Source organism: Hymenobacter sp. H14-R3 (assembly GCF_030063445.1).
Classification (GTDB): Bacteria; Bacteroidota; Bacteroidia; order Cytophagales; family Hymenobacteraceae; genus Hymenobacter.
In genome coordinates this window covers 1-18,699 of sequence record NZ_JASITD010000036.1, presented here as the reverse complement: position 1 = coordinate 18,699, position 18,699 = coordinate 1, and the positions used below count along the sequence as shown (strand labels likewise).

The 18,699-nt window shown below is 55.9% G+C and carries 15 protein-coding genes; 10 read left to right on the top strand and 5 right to left on the bottom strand.

All coding sequences use genetic code 11. The features are described 5' to 3' along the window. Window positions 1-3: 3 nt before the first annotated feature. Entirely contained in the window at window positions 4-2,049 is a 2,046-nt protein-coding gene (locus QMK33_RS21340) for a sigma 54-interacting transcriptional regulator (RefSeq protein WP_283566655.1), read from the bottom strand. 867 nt (window positions 2,050-2,916) lie between these two features. Here QMK33_RS21340 and QMK33_RS21335 point away from each other — a divergent pair. From QMK33_RS21335 to QMK33_RS21325, 3 genes are all read left to right on the top strand, one after another. Then, the gene (locus QMK33_RS21335) at window positions 2,917-3,324 is read left to right on the top strand and encodes a hypothetical protein (RefSeq protein WP_283566654.1); all 408 of its coding nucleotides are present in this window, start codon (window positions 2,917-2,919) and stop codon (window positions 3,322-3,324) included. Continuing rightward, window positions 3,321-3,626, top strand: coding sequence for a hypothetical protein (locus tag QMK33_RS21330; protein ID WP_283566653.1), 306 nt, complete (start codon window positions 3,321-3,323; stop codon window positions 3,624-3,626). The genes QMK33_RS21335 and QMK33_RS21330 overlap by 4 nt, the downstream gene beginning before the upstream one ends. 90 nt (window positions 3,627-3,716) lie before the next feature. Further along, window positions 3,717-4,346 (top strand): hypothetical protein, encoded by a 630-nt coding sequence (locus QMK33_RS21325; RefSeq protein WP_283566652.1) that lies wholly within the window; start codon window positions 3,717-3,719, stop codon window positions 4,344-4,346. Here QMK33_RS21325 and QMK33_RS21320 read toward each other — a convergent pair. Further along, a complete protein-coding gene (locus tag QMK33_RS21320) occupies window positions 4,324-4,551 on the bottom strand; it encodes a helix-turn-helix domain-containing protein (RefSeq protein ID WP_283566651.1) in 228 nt (75 codons plus the stop codon). The genes QMK33_RS21325 and QMK33_RS21320 overlap by 23 nt on opposite strands. Window positions 4,552-4,659: 108 nt before the next feature. Here QMK33_RS21320 and QMK33_RS21315 point away from each other — a divergent pair, with 108 nt between their 5' ends. Both QMK33_RS21315 and QMK33_RS21310 read left to right on the top strand, forming a co-directional pair. Next, window positions 4,660-5,217, top strand: coding sequence for a hypothetical protein (locus QMK33_RS21315; protein ID WP_283566650.1), 558 nt, complete (start codon window positions 4,660-4,662; stop codon window positions 5,215-5,217). Between the two features lie 392 nt (window positions 5,218-5,609). Beyond that, window positions 5,610-6,209, top strand: coding sequence for a hypothetical protein (locus QMK33_RS21310; RefSeq protein WP_283566649.1), 600 nt, complete (start codon window positions 5,610-5,612; stop codon window positions 6,207-6,209). 979 nt (window positions 6,210-7,188) lie between these two features. On the opposite strand, the gene QMK33_RS21305 is transcribed toward QMK33_RS21310, so the two are convergent. Next, window positions 7,189-8,337: a DUF5712 family protein gene (locus tag QMK33_RS21305; RefSeq protein ID WP_283566648.1), complete on the bottom strand. Its 1,149-nt coding sequence runs from the start codon at window positions 8,335-8,337 to the stop codon at window positions 7,189-7,191. A gap of 182 nt (window positions 8,338-8,519) precedes the next feature. Next, the gene (locus QMK33_RS21300) at window positions 8,520-9,233 is read right to left on the bottom strand and encodes a hypothetical protein (protein ID WP_283566647.1); all 714 of its coding nucleotides are present in this window, start codon (window positions 9,231-9,233) and stop codon (window positions 8,520-8,522) included. 2,005 nt (window positions 9,234-11,238) lie between these two features. Here QMK33_RS21300 and QMK33_RS21295 point away from each other — a divergent pair. The 5 genes from QMK33_RS21295 to QMK33_RS21275 all read left to right on the top strand — a co-directional run bounded on the left by QMK33_RS21295 (window position 11,239) and on the right by QMK33_RS21275 (window position 17,201). Continuing rightward, entirely contained in the window at window positions 11,239-11,775 is a 537-nt protein-coding gene (locus QMK33_RS21295; protein WP_283566646.1) for a hypothetical protein, read from the top strand. A gap of 1,037 nt (window positions 11,776-12,812) precedes the next feature. Continuing rightward, window positions 12,813-14,015, top strand: coding sequence for a DEAD/DEAH box helicase (locus tag QMK33_RS21290; protein WP_283566645.1), 1,203 nt, complete (start codon window positions 12,813-12,815; stop codon window positions 14,013-14,015). Window positions 14,016-14,287: 272 nt separating this feature from the next. Continuing rightward, the gene (locus QMK33_RS21285) at window positions 14,288-15,172 is read left to right on the top strand and encodes a ParA family protein (RefSeq protein ID WP_283566644.1); all 885 of its coding nucleotides are present in this window, start codon (window positions 14,288-14,290) and stop codon (window positions 15,170-15,172) included. A 60-nt stretch (window positions 15,173-15,232) separates the two neighbouring features. Beyond that, entirely contained in the window at window positions 15,233-15,580 is a 348-nt protein-coding gene (locus QMK33_RS21280; RefSeq protein WP_283566643.1) for a hypothetical protein, read from the top strand. Window positions 15,581-15,974: 394 nt separating this feature from the next. After that, a complete protein-coding gene (locus tag QMK33_RS21275) occupies window positions 15,975-17,201 on the top strand; it encodes a RepB family plasmid replication initiator protein (RefSeq protein ID WP_283566642.1) in 1,227 nt (408 codons plus the stop codon). Between the two features lie 205 nt (window positions 17,202-17,406). Here the strand turns inward: QMK33_RS21275 and QMK33_RS21270 are convergent, their stop codons facing one another. After that, entirely contained in the window at window positions 17,407-18,438 is a 1,032-nt protein-coding gene (locus QMK33_RS21270; protein WP_283566641.1) for an IS4 family transposase, read from the bottom strand. Window positions 18,439-18,699: the final 261 nt, after the last annotated feature.

Sequence of the window (18,699 nt, the reverse complement as noted above, 5' to 3'; positions counted from 1 at the left end):
GTATCATGATTCCGGCCCTGCCGTGGTTATCGTTTTGCGGATGCCTAACTTTTCCATGCGGTATTCCAGCGTCGTAGGCTTGAGGTTAAGCAACTCAGCCGCGCCGCCGCTACCCCGCACCCGACCGTTGGATTTTACCAGCACGCTCAGGATATACTCGCGCTCGGTTTCCTGCTGCAATTGCTTCACGGCGAGTAGGTCGCGGGGCGGCGGGGCGGATGGGGCACCGACCGGGGCCACACTGGCTGGCGCAGCCCCGCCGTCAAACAGTGGGGTGGCCAGCGAGCGGCCCAGCGCCAGGGGCTGCTGCCCGTCGCTGAGGATAACGGCCTGCTCGATGACGTTTTCCAGCTCCCGAATATTACCCGGCCAAGAATAGGCCCGCATTTCCTGCAACATATTATCCGACAAGCCCTTGAAGAGCCTTCCTAATTTGCGGGCTGCCCGCTGGCCGAAGAAGTTGGCCAGGGCCGGCAGGTCGTCGGGGCGCTCGCGCAGGGAAGGCAGCGTGAGCGGAAATACGGCCAGCCGGAAGTACAAATCCATGCGAAAGCGGCCGGCGCTCACTTCCTTTTCCAGCTCGCGGTTGGTGGCCACCAGTACCCGCACGTCGGTTTTGATGGGCCCGTTGCCACCCAGGCGCTCAATTTCCTTTTCCTGCAACACGCGCAGCAGCTTGGCTTGCAGCTCCAGGGGCAGCTCGCCAATCTCATCCAGAAAAATGGTGCCACCCTTGGCCAACTCAAACTTGCCGATGCGCCGGTCTACGGCCCCCGTAAACGCGCCTTTTTCGTGCCCGAATAGCTCCGACTCAATCAGGGCGGCAGGCAGGGCGGCGCAATTGACCTTCACCAGCAGCTTATCGCGGCGGCCCGATAGGTTGTGCAGGGCCCTGGCAAACAGCTCCTTGCCCGTGCCGCTCTCGCCTAGCAGCAGCACCGTGCTATCGGTGGGCGCCACCTGCGACACCTGGTTGAACACCCGCAGCAGGCAAGGGCTGGTGCCGATAATCTCCTCAAAGTTGGCCGTGGTCTTGACTTCCTCCTGCAAGTAAGAATTTTCCTGCCGCAGCTGCTCGCTGAGGCGGGCAATTTCCTCGAAGGCCAGCGCCCGCTCCAGCGTGAGGGCCACGGGCTGGGCCAGCCGGTCGAGCAGTGCCAGGTGCCGCGTTCGGTAAGCATCGGGCCGGCGGCTGAAAAACGACAGCACGAAGCGGGGGGCGGGCCCCAGGGAAATAGGCATCACCAGGGCCGAGGCCATGCGTAGCGTTTTGCTAATCACCTGTAGCATGGGGTGTTGCCTGGCCCACTGCGTAAATGCCTCGCCGTTGTAGCAGCCCGGCATCAGGTAAAATGCTGGCGGCTGCGCCCGTAGCTGGGGCAGCAGCGAAACCGGTTGGTTGGTGAGGCGCAGAAAAGCCTCGTCGTCCAGCACCTGGTATTCGTCGAAGCCCGTACGGTAGAAGCAGTAGCTCAAGTAGTTGTGCTCATCCTGGTAGCGCACGCGCAGGCTATCAAAGCCGATGGGCTCCTGAAACAGACGCGCCAGTTGCAGCAGCTTATCGGGCCACGGAATTTGCGCGGCCAGGGCTTCGGTGAGGGTAATCTGGAGGGTTTTTTCCTCGCGCAGGCGTACTTCCACGCTGTGCGCGTGCCGGTAGCGGCCTATTTCGAGGGCCGTGAGCACGTCCTTTTCCCGAAACGGCTTCACTACGTAACCGCTCGGCTGGGTGGCCTTCACGGCCTCAAGCACGCTGGGACTGTCGTTGGCCGAGAGGTAGATGAACGGGATGCCGGCCTCTTCCAGCGCGGGGGCCAGGTCGAGGCCCGTTTCGCTGCCCTTCAGGTAAATATCGAGCAGCACTACATCGGGCCGATGCTGGCTCAGCAGCAACCGGGCCTCGGCCACCGAGTCGGCCAGGCCGAGCACGCCATAGCCGGCTTCGAGCAGCAGCAGGCGCAAGTCATTGGCAATGACGTACTCATCCTCCACAATTAACACCTGGCAAGTGGTGGTAGCAGGGCGCGTAGCAGTAGCCGGTTGGTGCATAATCCGTTGCGTTAGTCAAAAAACATCCGCCGGCCATTCTAGGCGGCTACTATTACCGAATATACTCCTTTCCTTGCAATCCCATTTGGTAGCCCAGCCAAGCAAGTGGGGACAGTAAAAGTGCAGCTTACGTTCGTATAATCATGCCAGCTGTGCTAACTGGCCGTACGTTGAGCAAAGGCAACAACAAAAGCCTATTGGACAAGAAAACAACTCCATATTTTTTGGAGAACCCCAGAAAAATACAAAACTGTACTATGCTTTCTAAATGAATCCGTCTTATTAAACTGACCTGTTTGGACAGGGGTCTTCAACACTTAAAGCACTACTTATCAACACTAAATAATCTAATAAGGGCCCCTTTGTCAGAATAGAATCCAACAGTGCCCACACAAGAAAGCTCAGCTGATAGCTAAGCTTTCTTGTGTGGGCACTGTTGGATTCTATTCTATACCCAGCCGACGGGCTTCGTCAAGTAGTAACAAACGAACCAAGGCGGCAGTAGTCACTCCCCGTCGTTTGGCTATGCGATTGAAAAGCTCCTTTTGCTCTTTTGACTCGCACTCAATGCTGAGCAGAGGTTTACGTGCTGGCTTATCTTCTTCACTCTTCATTCGGCAAAGATAGTATTCGCAATAAACTACGAATAATTATGCTATAAAGCAAGTAAAAATCTTGTGTTTCATGTGCAAACGATTATCTTTGTCTTGTTCAAATTGAACATCCCACTTCTGTACTAAGCAAAAGAGGCCAGTCGCAACAAACGACTGACCTCGGATAGAGCACCTGTATCGAGCAGGCACTACAGTTGGGTTCTTGTAAACCTTACCCCAAAATTACATGGAAACACATGTAACCGGGCAACCTATGCTTGGCGAGCTTCGCCAGCATGCCCTGGCCACCCTACTCGGCCACCCACTGTTCAGCCAAGCGGAGCAGCTGCGGGCCAATCGCTTCGCCCACGAATGCGAAGACCTCGCACGCCTCATGCGCTGGGCAACCAGCGTGCGCGCCGAAATTGTCCGCCGCGAGGCTGACGCCGCTCGCCAGCGGTGCCACCGCGCCATACACAAAGTGTTGCGTCACTTATGTGCCGTACCCTTCCGGGGCCCCCGCCTCCACTCGCCCCGCCCTCATCCTAGCTGGGTACTCGGTGCCTTCTTCCCCGACCGGGCCGACCGCTGGGCCGGCACCTTCGACCGCCTAGCGGCGGCCCGCTTCCAGCAATCGGATTCGCTGACGTTTGCTTTCCTACTCAACCGTCTGGCCCGATGAGCTACCGTCGCGACCTCAAGCTGCTGCGCCGCGCCCAGCAGCAGGCCAAGCGCCAACTGCGCCAACTCGCTGAGCTGGAAAACACGGGCCTAACCGCCGTGACACTCCACGCGCATACCCAGCAGGTGACCATTACCCTCGCTTCCGCTACGGGGGCCCCTTTCACGGATGCGTTGCGGGAGGCGCTGCGCGAACGTCGGCAAGCGCTGCAGGCTGAAGCCCAGCAACTCCTGCTCACTTGGCTGGAAGACGCGCGGCTACGCGACAGCCCCGCCCTGCCCGCCGGCCCGCCGCTGCCCTAGCAGCTGCCTAACCCTCCTGAATACTTCCCGCGGCTGGCTACCCAGCGGCTGGTCCCCGCGTGTCCTTTTACTACTTACTGCTGCCTTTTTATGCTTTCCCCCACCACCTCGCCGCTGCCCTACCATCTGGCGACTACCGCCCAACGTGCCCAGGTGCTGCACTACCTGCAAGCACGTTTAATTCATCATTTTCCGACCCTACCCGAACGCGCCAGGGCCCGCGTGCTGACCCGCGCCCTGGCTGAATTTTGCCCCGACCTGTGGTATACCGATGACCAAGTGGCGCTGGCTCCCCTGGAACTAGGCCAATTCGTGCAGCACGTGGCGGCCAGTGCCGAGATTCCCGCCCTAGACCCGCCCCTCTATGACCAGTCTAACCAGTGCCTGATGCAGTACGTGCTGCACAACCGGGAGTTAGTCGTCTGGGTATTGCCGGAGCTGGAGGCCAGTACCAGTCCCTGCGGCCCCCGCTTGCTGACGCTGCTACGCCGGGTGATGCAGCCGCCGTTAGTAGCCCAGCAGCTCAGCCAAGCCTGGCGCTGGGATGTGCCTGGGGGCCCGGCGCTGCCGCGGGGTATACCCGGGGGCGGGCCCGCCCCTGACAGCCCCGAGGTGTCCCAGCGGCTGCTAGCGCTGGAGCAGGCCAGCCAGCGCATCGCCACCTCAAAAACCGACTCCCAATCACTGACGGGTATGCCTAGCTCGCTCCCCCAAAGCTGACCAGCTCGGCTAGCGGAATCTCCAGCGCCTGCGCCAGCGAAACGAGCACATCCAACGTCGCGGAGTAGCGGGCCGTCTCAATCCGGTGAATGGTGGGCTTGGACACATCGGACTCGTCGGCCAACGCTTGCTGGCTCCAGCCCCGCGCCTTGCGGAGCTGACGCAGATGCTGCCCGAAGGCCTGCAAAACCACCTCATTTTTCACCTTAGCAAGCTGAGTCTAAAAATCAGCGCCCCTGTTATCATATGTGACTAATTTTGGATTTTCTCCGTTACTTTGCGGCTGTTCGCATCCTTTTCCTCCCCTCTTAACATGACGCCTCCTCCCGCCCCAACCCCTCGTTGCATACCCTACGCCCAGGCGACGCCGCACCAGCTTTCCCTGGCCCTGGCCTACGCCATGGGGGCCCTACCCGAGCATTTCCCGACGCTCAGTTTCGCTGCCTGGGCCAATACCTTACTCCAGTTGAAACCTGATTTGTGGCTGGATGGCGACGCCGTATCTATCGACTACCAGGACCTGAAACACCTGACGCAGCGGCTGGCGGCCTCCGAGGAGTTGCCCGAACTGGACCCACCCATCTACCCGGACCGCGCCGTCTACGTGTTCAAGCGCTTTTTTACTTATCAGGACGAAGCTCTGGAGGCCCTGCCGGACATGGCGGTAAACCCGCTGGCCTACAGTAGCCGCGTCTTTACGCTGGTCACTAATCTGGCGCTGGGCAATGCCGTGGTCGATGAGCTCTTCCACGCCACGCACCGCGGGCCGCAGGGGCGCCCCGGCAGCGTGGACCCGGCACTGGCGCGCGCCACGGTGCACGAGCAGGTGCGCGCGCTGCGCCAGGCTCGGGGGGAGTTTGGCTACCAATAATCTTCCGCCGGCCTGGCGGGCGCAGCCAATTACTTACTCTCATCCGTCGGGTGCCAACTACGCCGGCGCTCCCGCATTCCCATGCCTAGGCAACTCCGCTTGCGCTGGCCGCCGCCGGCTTTCCGCACGCACCGGTCTGCAACGTTGCACCTCCGCCACCAAGTCGGGCTAGCGCGCCAGTTGAGCAGGTCAGTGAGTACCCCGACCACTGGATAGCCAGGCCGGTCCGAGCACCGGTTACGGCGGCTAAGTAAGTGGCTTAGCCGCCTGGGCGGACCACTTCTAAGCTTGGAATTGGACAGGCGAAGGCTCTGCGAAGCCGGACGCTTCCTTACAGCATAAGTGGCCGCCACCTACTTCCTCCCTTTTTTCTTCCTGCTTGTTTTTCAACGATGATGCCTGCTTCGCGCTCCTTACCCGTAGCCGCTGCTGCGCTACTTACCCTGGCCGGAGTCCTGCTAGGCAGTTGCTCCTCCCCCAGCCCAACCACGAATGAGACGGCGCCGACCGCCGGGGTTACGCCTGCGCCATCCCGCCAGTTTCCGTTCGGCAGTAAAGTCGATTCGTTCGACGGCATCGCGGGCCACCCCTTCGGCCAGCCGCTGAGCGCCTTCCCCAAGATGCGGCTCCTGCCTCCCACGCCGGGCCGGCTGACGCGCACCTACGAGTATGAAGGCAATGAGGGCTGGTTTGGTAAGCACCACAAGCAGGTCTGCACGCAATTCTACTACTTTCTGAACGGCAAATTCTGCCGCTTCATGGCCCTCGGCGACCCGACTGTGCTGCGGCCGGAAGCGACCTACCTGTTCGGGCCCGGCCAGGCCGGGGGCAAGTACCGTCTCTTCTGGGAAGGCGGTCGGGCGCGGGCCGCTTACAGTGAGCAGGCCAGCGGCATGGGCATGGAAGGCCAGCTTGATGTGCTCAGCAAGCCCCTCGAAGCCGAGCAGGCGGCCCAGGCCCAAGCCAAACTCAAGGCCGAAAATGCCCAATAGTAGCCATACCAAGTCGGGTCCGGGACTTGCGTCGGCCAATAATAGGGCGCCGCCATAAAGTGGAGGACCGCTTTCGTTTACAGTTGTGCTGAAAGTAGGCCGCGCAAACCGCCACTCATCCTGCAACCGGCTTGCTTCCTAGGTTTTAAGGTGCGCTTTAGGGAGCCCGCAGAAACGAGCAGTAAGGCTACTTACTGCGTACGCCTCCTTGGTTATTCCGTCCAGCTAGCCCCCGTTCCTGGCACTTCACCAGCCCCAATACCGGTAAGAGGCTCCTAACCCAAAAAAGCCTCGTAGCTAGTAGCTGCGAGGCTTTCGCTATGGGAATTGAGCCTGGCACTTGGTTTCCAGCTTAGCGGTGGGCTCCCGCGTGTGGGGCAGTTCACCAACTCTATCCAGTCGACTACTCATAGCGGCGATGGTTAGCCAGGCTAGCTGGCTCTATTACGCGGCGGTCAGCTACGCCGCACCCTTCTCCTCCGCGTATCTAGTAACCGTAACATGAGTAACGCTACTAGCGTGGGGGCCAGGTCGCTCACAATTTTCTGTGCGCATACGCTGTCCCGCGTGCCTATTCCCGAACTTGCCAATCACCTGTCCTACCGGATTCAGCTCATCCGTCTCTTTCCATTAGCCGAACGGGGAGAACCGAATCCCATGGGGTACCGGCCGCAACATTTCCGCTGTATTCTACGACTGGCTACCCGACGAGCTGATTAGTGTTGGTCGCAAACTACGCCGCGTCTAGCGGCAACTTACGCGCACTTCTTTCTGGCCACCTTCGAATTTTTCTACCGGAAGTTGCGCCGTGACTTTTGGTGGCGCGGGCCTCGCTGGCCAATCGGGGGTGGGATACTAGTACGCGGTGCGCATCGTCAGAAATTCAGCTGCTATCATACCAGCCCATCGAGGCCAACTTAGGTAGGAAGATGAGCCTAGCTCAGAGTTCAGAAAAAAGTAAAGTCTACTCCGTGTGATGCTACATTTCGTACTCGTAGTCCTGCTCTTTTTCTGCTTCGCTGCGCACGTCCTGGGTTTTACTTTTCACAGCCAGTGCCCGGGACATTATGTTGATGGTTTGTTGAATCGAACTGATACCGTTTCCAAAATCAGGTTGCTTATCCTGCTTAGGTGCGGGAGGCGTCGGGTAAAAACTTGCGACATCATTCATACGCAGCTCGCCCGCCTTACTTATTCTCCCGGTGGCCAGGTAATCATACGGATTGTGCGTTGCACTTCCCTTCTCAGCGTTACGCTCAATCTTACCCAGCCGGTCATAGAAAACGTTGTCGTAGTTGCGTTCCTTAGCCGCCTCTTTCACTCGCGCCGGGTCGAGTTGCAAGCTCTCATCAAGTTTGGAGTTTACGCGGGCAACCTGCGTATCGAGCCGGGCATCCTTGGCGGCAATTTGCACCTCGGTCAGCGGCTTCTTTTCCCGCTTGTTGGCCGCGGCCTTGGTGGTAATCTCGTCCGCCTTTTCAGCAATGAGTTGCTTGCGGGTGGGCTCGGGTCGGGTTACGTCGTGGGCCGTGACTCGCCCGAACTGAATCTCCATCTGGGCCACGGCCTTCGCCTGGAACTGTACCCGGTTGAAACGGTCAGGCGTACTCAGAGGATTGAGCGTAATCTTCTGCTCCGAGTCGCGGGCCGACACGATAACGTGAATGTGGGTCTGGGGTCCTTCCTTACGTTCGCCTTGCTTGCCTTCGTCGCTACCCCTGTACTTGCGCTCGTCATGGATGGTAGCCGCCCAAACCAGATTGGGTCCGCCCAGCTCACGCCCGTTCTTCAATGTAAAGTTCTTGGCGTAGTCGTCCATCACGTGCTGGGTGTATTGCTCCAACCCCTTGGGGTTTTCCCCAATCTGCCGCAGCTCCTCCGGGCTCGGACTCAGCACGAGGGAGTAAAATTTAGCGTCGTCTTTTTTCAGGCCTTTGACATTGCCATCGAGCATGGTCACCACTTCCTCCGCTGTCTTATTGGGACTGCCGGGCGCGCCAAAAAAAGTAGCGACCTCACCCGCATCATTGGCTTCTTTGGCCAGATAGTTTGCGGTGCGCAGGGAGCTACCCTTGTTGTCATAAACTTTTTTCCCATTCGTTTTCGGGTTGATTACCTTGGCATACATCAGTAGGAGGAAAGAGAAGGCAGTGTAAAATGTAACGGCGGTTGCAACGCGTAAGGCAAGGCCGGTTGCATTAAAATTTACGCGGGTTGCAGCGGGAGTAGCAACGAAAAATGGAGTGGGCTGGAAGTAGAATCGCCCGGCCTCCTGCATGGAAACCGGGCGTACAACCGGACTTCTACCACTCAGGATTTGGGAGTAGCTGGTGGCACAGTAGCAACTGGAGCTACCGGCTTGGCAGGAACCGGTGTTGCACCTGGCTTGACGGTGGACCGGGGCGTAGGCATTTTATGGTCTTCGACAAACTTGCCCAGCGCTTTCACTATCATCTCGTCCCGCTCACCGCTAAGTTTTTTATTCTGGGCAGCCCAATCGGTCATGTCTCTCTCCAGTACTTTGAGCATAGTCCGCTCCCCAACCACGCGTCCCACGTAGGCTTCAGTACTTCCCTTCACGATTTGCTCAATCATTGGGTTAAGCAGATTCGTTTCCACCGCTACGAAGTGCTTCAACAAGTTGCTCTCGATTACCTCCAGGTAGCCGTAGGTCGCGTGCTGCTGCTGCTGCATGAACTGGTAAATCGTTTTCTCGAAACCGCGAACTAAGGCGTAAAGTCGATTGCCAATATCGGCGTTGTGGACGCGCACACTCGACACGCCAGCCTCCACTTTTTGCCCGACGACGGCCAAGCCAGCTGGCATTTCCTTCGTGGGGTCAAGACCATTCTGGGCGAAGAAAGAGATGGCAGCGCTCGCGTATTTGTGTTTGCTCATCTTGAGTTTTTTCGCTTGCTGGGTAAGCTGGCGGTCAGCGTCGGTCGTGATTTTAAGCGAGGGTCCAGCTTGCTCAACGGGGTCCACTACACGGGGCCGCCCGGCTTTTCTTTTAGGTGATTCCATCGGAGAGATTAGAGTTTAAATGAATTATTTTCTACTTTTTAGCGTTGACAGTCAGCTAAATATCAATTGATAACCACTGATAATTAGAATCGCGCATTTACAAGGGCTAAAACAAGCTACAATTTATAATTAATTTCTACTTTTTGTACTTGATTATCAATGCGGTAGCTATTGTTTACTACAAGCAAACTCTGTTTGCTACTGATAATCAATGCGATAGCTTTAATTATAGGGTGTCCTCTCGCTAACTATTACTGTTGGTCGTTGAATTGGTACCCTAGGCCGTCCACAAGCTACAACTAGACTAGCCTATTTCTACTACTACCGGCTATAAACTATCTCGTCACCCCTAGCCACAATCAGCCTCTCCCTGCCACTATCCCGCCCCTCAACCGCCTATCACCTCACCTGCTAACTGCTACTCTCCTGTGGCCTCAAATCCAAGCTATCCCATCAGCTCTATCCCACTCCCACAACCATTCAACGAGTAGCTTATAGAATTTTCCTTTTCCACTTCTGCCGGCGACCACTTCACCTTTGAACTAACCACCCAGCCAGACTACCCTAGCTACTTTTCTACTCAGCCAGTCCACCTTCTCCTGCCCCTCTATCACAAAATCTTTAAGCAACTCCACTACTTCTTCTCACCTGGCCTTCAACTTCTGCTGCGAATCCCACCACCCTTAGCTAGCAAATAATGCCACCTACCTTATCGAAAACGCTGACCCTGCCCCTACCAAATCAGCTTATCCACGCCCCCCATTTTTGCTTCCCTGGCCTCTGTTTTTCCTGCTAGCTACTCCCCAAAATTCCACCTCTTCTGCTGCCATTTTTTCCACCGGCCTCCTCCTTTCTACTGCTGCCCTCCTTCCTCCTGCCGCTTCATTTCTCCTCGCTTCCTGCTGATTCGCCTCTTCTCTCACCTGCCACTTTTACGCCTCCCCACCCCGTTTTTTTAGCTTATAGAATCTTCTTTTCATTGGCACTCCCCCGCTCAATCTTTCCTGCGCGTCCTGTTCCAGCCCTGCTTTTCCTTCGATTACACGCGCTATTTCCTACCTCCATTTCTTTCCTCCACCGCTCCCAATCGAGTGACTCCCGCCCCAAAAAGCCGCTTCCCTTTCCTGACTATTCTTGGCACCTCCCCACCCCTATTCTCCTTAGCCTGGCCTCCAATTGCTAGCACTACCCAGCTGCTTCCCCCCCCCCCCGACCTGCCCACTTACCGCCTGCCTTTTTTCCCAATCCAGCTACGTTTCACCTCCCCCAACCTGCCCACCTATCGCCCTGCTTTCTCCCTAACCCAACTGCTTTTCCCCTTCCCGTCCGTCTCCTTCCTACCCGTCTTTTGCACACACCCCCGCCTTTAACTCCCGCTATCACCCCCAACTTTTACCCCGGCCTAAGCCCACTATTGCCGCTCCCCTGCCTCCCCATCCTAGGCTAAAACTTCGGGCTTTCTCCTCCCTGACTCAGCTATCACCTTCCTGTTTCTGCGCCTACAACCCGCCCCTGCTCCTGCCTATTTCCTCCTTCCTGCCTACAACCCGCCCCCACTTCCTGCTGCCAATTTTTGCTCCTCTCTGCGCCCCCTTTTAGCACCCGGCCCCTGCGCTTTCTTACCAGCATACGCCCCCTGCAGCGCTCCTACTTAGTCCTGGCCCTTCGCCAATCTACTCCTATTTTTTCCAGTCAGACTCTTCCCACTACCAGCGTACGCTACTCCACCAGTCATGCCAAATACCGCCACCCTTCCAGCCAGTTTTCCCGACCTGCTCCCGTAAAATCCAGCCTTCCATCCGCTGAATTTCTGGCCTTATCTACTCCTTTTTACCGCTGCCCAGCCCCAAAAATCAGCGCCTATTCTTCTCATTTTCGACCCGCGCCCCCGCTCTTTTTTTAGACGATTCCCCTTAAAACTTTGCCTCTGTTGCTTCCATTTTTTACTTAAGACCGCTCCCTTACCCCTGCACTTTGCCACCCCTGCTACTTCCAATTTCCTCCCTTGCTCCCCGACTTCTGCTGCCGCTTTCCCTGCCATTTTCCTGCTGCTGCCTCCGCATTTTTCCTGCTCGCCCGGCTGCTTTTTCCCTCCGCTACTTGCCTGTTCTTACCTGCTAATCTCTGCCTGACCTTATTCTTTTTTTACGCGCGCTTCCCCGAAAAACCTCGCCTTCTTTACCCGAATTTTCCCGGTCCCCAGCATCTTTTTTCGGACTTGACCCGGCCTTTTCGCTCGTTCTTCCCCTGCAAAACCAACTCCTCCTGCCCCTCCTTTCCACGCACTCCTTCCGCCATTTCTTACGCGGACTTTCCTGCTTTTTTTACCGACTACCTTCAAAATTTAGCGGCCTCGCATCCGGTTTTTCCCTTCCCTACCCGGCCTTTTAGCTGCTTCCTTTTCCCTTTCTTACCTGTCCTGCCCGCGCTCTTTTTCCCCGCCTTGCTCTTCAACCTATCGAAAAAAACCTACCCGCTCCTTTGCTTATTGCTCCCAGGCCGCGCCTACTTTCAGCTGCTACCCGCCCACCTATCGAGCTGAAACTTTCGACCACCTGCCCCCATTTTTCCTGGCAATTCCTGCGCTTTTCTGCTGCTCAACCAGCCCGTTTCTTACTCACCCGCCCCCCAAAGTTCGCTTCCTGTTCGCGTTTGCTGCGCTTCCTTTTACCATCCCTACCAACTTTTTACCGCTACTTCCACCCTAGCTCCTCTTACGCTACTGCGGCGCTTACCCGGCCTTTTTTGCCTACTCCCCCGCCTGTTTTTTTACTCGCTGCCCAGCCCCCGCTGCTGCTTCCACCCCTACCGGTTCCTGTCCATCCCACCCGGCCAATTGCTGCTTGCTGCGCCCCCTTTCTCCTGCGTTACTTCAAAATCTAGCCGGCACCTTTTCCCATTGGCCACCTCCTGTTCTGCCTTCCCTGCCCGGCCTTTTTTGTGTACTTCCCCGCCTTTTCCGCTTTCTTGACGCTGTTCTTTACCCCACTCCTACCTTCCCTGTCGCGCCCTCATTTTCCTCTTAGCCCCCAGCTCCTCCAGCCCTTTCTTACGCGGACTCCCCTGCTTTTTTTACTTACCCAGCCCTACCCTACCACCGCCGGCTGTAGCAGAAGCCCTCAGCTACTCCCTGCGGCCTATCAATCCTTCCTGCGTCTTAATCAGGCGCTACCCCACCGGCCTTCTTTTTCCCCTGCCTAGTTGACTGGCCACCTCTCCCTTTCAACTTTTCTCCCATCCGCTTGCTCCACTTACCGCCTCCTTTTTCCCAGGCCTCCCTACCCAGCTGCTGCCCCTCGCCTGCTGCTGCTGGCCACCGACCTTTTGAGGGCTCCGGCGCCTTTCTGCTCCTTCACCGACTCCTTTTTCGGCCTGTTCCCCCCGGCCTTTTTTCTGACCGCTTGACCTACCGACTTGCGTTTGAGCGGGGCGGCAGCCACCAGCTGGTGGCTGACTGCCTGCCGCGCGTTGGCGCTTACCCGCTCCTGCGCTACCCGACTGCCGGCGGGCTAGCCGGATCCCGTTTCGGGCCGCACCGCAGCTGCGGCCACCTCACCCGGCCCTTTTCTATTTTTTCGCATGTCTCCTTCTTCAGCATCTACGCGTAGCGCGGCGGCCCGCAAGCAAGCCTTGCAGGAACAGGTGCTGGCCACCATCCAGGGCCGGCGCCTGGCTGGCATCGCCCTGACCATGGGCCTGGGTAAAACGCTCCTCGGCCTGCGCGACATGGACCGGCTGCTCGCCGCCGGTCCCCTCCCCAGCCCGGGGGCCGGCAAGCCCTTTCTGGTGGCGGCCCCCACCCAGGCCATTCTGGACGCCTGGCCCCAGGAAGCGCACAAGTTCGGCCTGACCCACCTGCTCGCCCACATCACGTTCACCACCTACCGCTCGCTGGGTAAAGCCCTGGCGGCGGGCACGTACCAGAAGCTCTACCTCGACGAGTGCCACGCCCTGAAGGACTCGCACGAGCCAGGCCTTAAAGCGCACGCGGCCCAGAAGCGCAGCATCCTGGGGCTGACGGGCACGCCGCCCGCGCAGGCGAATTCCGAGAAGGGCCGGCTGGTGGCCACCTACTGCCCCATCGTGGTGGACTACACCACCGACGAGGCCGTGCTGGCGGGCCTGCTCAACGACTACCGCCTGGTCGTGCACCGCTTGCCGCTGCGCACCGTGCGCGACTACGTGCTCACCACCAAGGCCGGCAGCCAGTTCACGACCAGCGAGCGCGAGCACTACGCCTACTGGAGCAAGCGCCTGGCGAACGCCGCCCAGGACCCGCTGCCGGTCGAGACGCTGCGCATCCTGCGCATGCAGGCCCTGATGAATTACCCCGGCAAGGGCCACTATATGCGTTACTTAGCCGACCAGCAGATGGACAAGGTCTTACTCTTCACCTGCAATCAGCAGCAGGCCGAAGAGCAGGCGGCCCACACCTATCACTCCAAGAACAAGCACAGCCAGGCCAACCTGGACCTCTTCAACGCGGGCGACATCCAGCGCCTGGCCTGCGTGGCGCAGCTCTCGGAGGGCATCAGCATCCCCAACCTACGGGTGGGAATCATCTGGCACGCCTTCGGCAACGAGCGCAAGGCGGCCCAGCGCATCGGCCGGCTGCTGCGCCTCAATCCTGACCAGACGGCCACCGTGCACCTGCTCGCTTATCAGGACACGGTCGATGAGCAGTGGGTAGCACAAGCGTTAGAAGCTTTCGACCCAGCCAAAATTAGTTATATCGACGCGCCGGCTTACGAACAGTTCGTACAGCCTGAGCCAGTTACGTAGGCGAGGCTTTGTTGACCGAGGACAGCGGCTATCTCCAGCGGTATAACTGCTATCAGTGCTCACTTATTAGGGAGTAATAATACTGGGTAACCAGTACGCAGTATATCATCCTAGTAGTTCTACCACAAGCACTCAGCCTTTATTTTAGTTGCGCTGCAGCATGGGTACAGCCGGAGAATAGATATTCGTTGCAAAAGGCCGAAACTCAGATAATCTTAATTATCAGTACAGTTAGCGATAATTTCGTTGAGCACTATACATTGATAAAGTGCATGGGCAACATCATGTTCTTGATGCATATAATATGCATCAAGAACATGATGTTGCCCATGCACTTTATATTCCCGACATTTGTCCCCATATCAGGCCAATTCACCATGCAGATACTCACGATTGCCAACCGCAAGGGAGGCGTAGGCAAAACCACGTCGGCGTGGGCCATAGCACATTCGCTAGCCAACCGGGGGTATCGAACCCTTTTAGTTGACTGTGACCCTCAGCGCAATTTATCGCTTATCCTCCCGCAGTTACCACCCGATAAGCATATTGGGCTAGTTGCCAGTAGTGACGCCACGCTGGTAGAAGTAATGGAGCCGGTAGGTCCTCAATTATGGTTAGTACAGGCTACAGAAGCCATTGTGGCAGCGGAGAAGGTATTGGGCACCCAAATGGATTACATCATGGTCCTGAGAAACTCCCTGGCTGGCCTTGAAGGGAGAATGGACTACGTGATTTTCGATACCAGTCCCTCGCCGCACTCACCGCTCGCCGCAGCCGCGTTAACCGCCTCGACGGCCACTTTCATACCAGTACATCCAGAGTATCTCAGTTATGAAGGACTGACCTCACTGCTGGACGTAGTTGCCCGAGTTAAGAAAAGTTTCAATCCAAGGCTACAAGTAGGGGGCTTGTTTCTGACACGCTATTCATCAACTTACCGTAAGCGCTTACATCATGAGTTCGTGGATATGCTACGGCAGCATGAGGTGTTGGGTCCGTTGCTCATGCATACCACCATCCGTGAAAATGTATCCTTAGCCGAAGCTCAAGTCCATCGTCAGAGTCTACAGGAATATGCCCCAAAAAGCAATGCCTGTGAGGACTATGAAAACCTTACGACTGAGTTGTTGGCGAGACTATCTGCATTACCTGCGTAGTGCGTATGATATGCATCATATGCATCATACATCCAGACGTAAATACCATTTGACAGTTTCATGAAAAAGCCAGCTTCAAAATTTGGTCTTGCAGCGCTGGTATCTCAGCCGGCTACTACGTCACCGACTCCTTCGGTAGACGACCTGCTATTCGCTCCTACAGGTGATGCTGCCCCGCCTGTTTTGGCGGCAACGTCGCCTACTGCATCATTGCCTACTAAAACTCGCTTTACCAATACTCTCCCAACCTCAACTTACGTGCAGCTGCACCGCTTATCTTTTTGGGACCGCCGCGATATGAGCGCGATCATCGAAGCGGCTTTACAAGACTACTTTGTTAACCATCCGGATGTAAATAAGCCACTTCCAGAGCAGGAAAGGGTGAAACGTAAGCTTTCAGCCGGGTAACCCTAAAAAGCATAGGGAGAAGTGCCAGTAATGTGTATACATGATTCCGCCCCTAAGTGTGCGAAGCCGACGTTGATAATCGTCCCTAGCAGTATTCTCCCTTTCTGATTTGGAAGAGAGACCAAAATTCAAAAAAATAAAAGGAGGCTCATTCCTTTTATTTTTTAATTATTATTTAGTATTAGCGCATGCATAACTACTTGATTAATAAGCAGTCATGCATGCGAGACCCGACTAAAGTACAGTGAGACCCGACTAAAGTACAGCGTAGATAGCCTGAGACCCGACTAAAGTACAGTTGAGACCCGACTAAAGTACCTGAGACCCGACTAAAGTACCTGGGTACCAAAACTCGTTTGATTATTATCTTGCACAGTATTTGAATAGCATAGTAATGGCTTCAACTAGCTATAAGGGAGTTTGTTATGACAAATTGAAAGGCCGCTGGAAAGCGCGTGTGAACGTGAACGGCAAACGGGTTTCGGTTGGCTATTACGACACGCCGCAAGCTGCTTATGAGGCTGTTTTGAAAGCATCCGGTCAGCCTACCCCAATATTTCCTGAGGTTGTTCTTGCAGATGAGTTTCCGCAAGTTGTAATGGTTAGCGCTGAGCAATTGCCAATGCCCGCTAATTATCAAGAATTGGTCGAGCGTGCGCAACGCACCACGACAGTAGCGCAACATAACCTCTTAATAGGTACACCTACCACAAATACATTATTGGAGGCTCGTATTTTTTGCCTAATGCTACGCTGCATTCGTAAAGGCGATACTGAAGCTCCAACAGCGGTGATTCCTATTGGAGAGCTATTCCCTTCAGGTATACTTGGTGGGCATCAACATCAATTGTTGGAAGCAGCAATGCTTCGGATGATGAGGGCCACAATTCGTATACCAGAGCTTAACGAGGAGGATGTGCACTTAGTCTCCCTATGCGATTCTATGCGCTATGATAGTACCACCCGGATACTAGTAGCTACATTTGGTAAGGCAGTTGTCCCATATCTTATAAATTTAGTAGGCAACTTTGCGGTAGCTGATGTGAATGAGCTGATGGCTATTAAAAGTCATCATGCACATCGGCTATATTGGTTGATGCGTTCTTGGCAGTTCAAAAGTCCACATACGGTGAGTATAGCGCGCCTGAAGGAGGTGACGGATACTACTGATAGCTACAAGGAATACTCAGACTTTCGTAACAAGGTCCTAGACCGTACGGTGGCAGAGTTGAATGAATTGAGTTTTGATATTACATATACTGAGCGCCGACAACGTGGTCGGGCGGTAACTAATATCACGTTCAATATCGCTAGTAAGCCTACAGATGATAAACAGTTGGCGTTGCCACTGGAAGAAATTACGCCGGTTCAAGAGGTGAAGATTGTTACCCCGCTACAAGAAAAAGTAGCTACTCGTCTTGGCAAACTTAAACTAACTGAAACTCAAATATACAAAGTTCTTAAAGTATTAGCTACCGAGATTGAGCTAACTAAATTGCTGAAGGAGACTTATCCAGTACTACGCGATTTCGAGACGAGAGCAAAACCGGGGGAGAATGTAGCAGCGGCGACGATGGCTTTACTAAAGAGTACATTTCCAGCCATTTGGGCGGCTAAATAGCTAATTATTAACGCAGTATAAAATAGCATCCAGCGTAAGTTTTCCAACCTTTATACCATTATAAACTACTTAGTACACAGCTAGTTAGGGGGTAGTGTTTAGCATAACGATCGTTCTCAGACAGTTATCCGGCGTTACCCCAGCAAACGCGCGCTTCCGGGGAGGTCAACTTCAACAAGTGGAGCGTATATTCGCAATACGCGAATCACAAATTAGAAGTCATGCGCAAGTTCAATGGCCTGCGGCCCCAGGATGTGGCCTTGCTGCTCAAGCTAGTGGCCCGATAGCCGTGATTTTTACGGGCGATAGGCGGCCCCTGTTCGGTGGCGGCCTGCCCCACGCTCAGGCAAAAGGCATAGGCTAAACTGACGAGGGCCACAAGCTTACGCAGTTTGAGGTGGCAGCGCACGCGGGTATTTTCCAAGTCAAAGCCCCGGCCCTTCAGGTTTTGAAAACACTGCTCGATGCTCCAGCGCTGGGCGTAAAGTGGCCCGAGGTCAGGCAAGCTGCCACTGCCAAAGAGAAACAAAAACTGGCCCCCGCCCAAGGCCTTGACCAGGGCCTGGCCCCAAACTCCGTCTACCTGTACCTGGGCAAAGCGCCGCACCTGCCCCGGCGCCAGGCCCAGCGTCGCCACGGCCCGACACTCGCCACTTAACTGCGTCAAGTGATGGTGCTTAGGTACGCGCATAACAAAAGGCAGTCCGTTGTCTTGCAGCCACTTGAGCCAGGTATGGCCCACGAATTCGCGGTCTCCCAGCACCAGCTCAATTTGGTCCCGGCCCACGACGGCCAGGCACGCTTCGAGCACGGCGATGCGCTGGGCAGCATTGGAATTGCCGCTGCGGTTATCGAGCAGGTGCCAGTAGAGGGGCACGTGCCAGTCGCCCCGGCCCACGGTGACGAGCAGGATGTTAACCTGGCACTGGCCGAAGTCCCATTCCGTGCGGTCCAGGCACAGGCGCAACTTGCCTTGCCCTGGCAACAGGCTGACCAGCAGACGGGCCAGGGCCAGGTAGTCGAGCGTCACCTGGCGGAAGAAATCCTGAATCCGGGTTTCATTCGAGGCCGGCTTGACGGCATCGTTCAGGTGCTGAGCGACTTCGCAAAACTGGACGTTACGACTCTTTATCAGACCAATAATGAACTGGGCCACAAACTTGCGGCGGGCCAGGTTGCTCACGATAGGCAACTGCTGTAAAATCGTCGTAATTTTGGCAATGAGGCACTGCTTCACGGGGCGGGACGGACTTTGGAGTGTAGGAACTACAAAGGTCGGAAAGCCCCGTTTTTATGCCCCCAATTTTAGTAGGGTAGAGTGGTAAGGATCCTAAACTATTCCCTCCAGCTGGACCAGTTCACAGGTATCTTTGAGGTGGTCCGATTATGCTGGACAGTTTAGGGCACTAAGCTGAAGAAGCTGTTGATGAGTATAATAGGGCAGTTGATAGGCGATGCTGGAGTGCAAACGCTCGTGATTATAGTAGTCAAAATAAAT

Coding starts and splice junctions, on each gene's coding strand:
- QMK33_RS21340 (WP_283566655.1), bottom strand. CDS start 2,049: ATGCACCAACCGGCTACTGCTACGCGCCCTGCTACCACCACTTGCCAG.
- QMK33_RS21335 (WP_283566654.1), top strand. CDS start 2,917: ATGCTTGGCGAGCTTCGCCAGCATGCCCTGGCCACCCTACTCGGCCAC.
- QMK33_RS21330 (WP_283566653.1), top strand. CDS start 3,321: ATGAGCTACCGTCGCGACCTCAAGCTGCTGCGCCGCGCCCAGCAGCAG.
- QMK33_RS21325 (WP_283566652.1), top strand. CDS start 3,717: ATGCTTTCCCCCACCACCTCGCCGCTGCCCTACCATCTGGCGACTACC.
- QMK33_RS21315 (WP_283566650.1), top strand. CDS start 4,660: ATGACGCCTCCTCCCGCCCCAACCCCTCGTTGCATACCCTACGCCCAG.
- QMK33_RS21310 (WP_283566649.1), top strand. CDS start 5,610: ATGATGCCTGCTTCGCGCTCCTTACCCGTAGCCGCTGCTGCGCTACTT.
- QMK33_RS21305 (WP_283566648.1), bottom strand. CDS start 8,337: ATGTATGCCAAGGTAATCAACCCGAAAACGAATGGGAAAAAAGTTTAT.
- QMK33_RS21300 (WP_283566647.1), bottom strand. CDS start 9,233: ATGGAATCACCTAAAAGAAAAGCCGGGCGGCCCCGTGTAGTGGACCCC.
- QMK33_RS21290 (WP_283566645.1), top strand. CDS start 12,813: ATGTCTCCTTCTTCAGCATCTACGCGTAGCGCGGCGGCCCGCAAGCAA.
- QMK33_RS21285 (WP_283566644.1), top strand. CDS start 14,288: ATGGGCAACATCATGTTCTTGATGCATATAATATGCATCAAGAACATG.
- QMK33_RS21280 (WP_283566643.1), top strand. CDS start 15,233: ATGAAAAAGCCAGCTTCAAAATTTGGTCTTGCAGCGCTGGTATCTCAG.
- QMK33_RS21275 (WP_283566642.1), top strand. CDS start 15,975: ATGGCTTCAACTAGCTATAAGGGAGTTTGTTATGACAAATTGAAAGGC.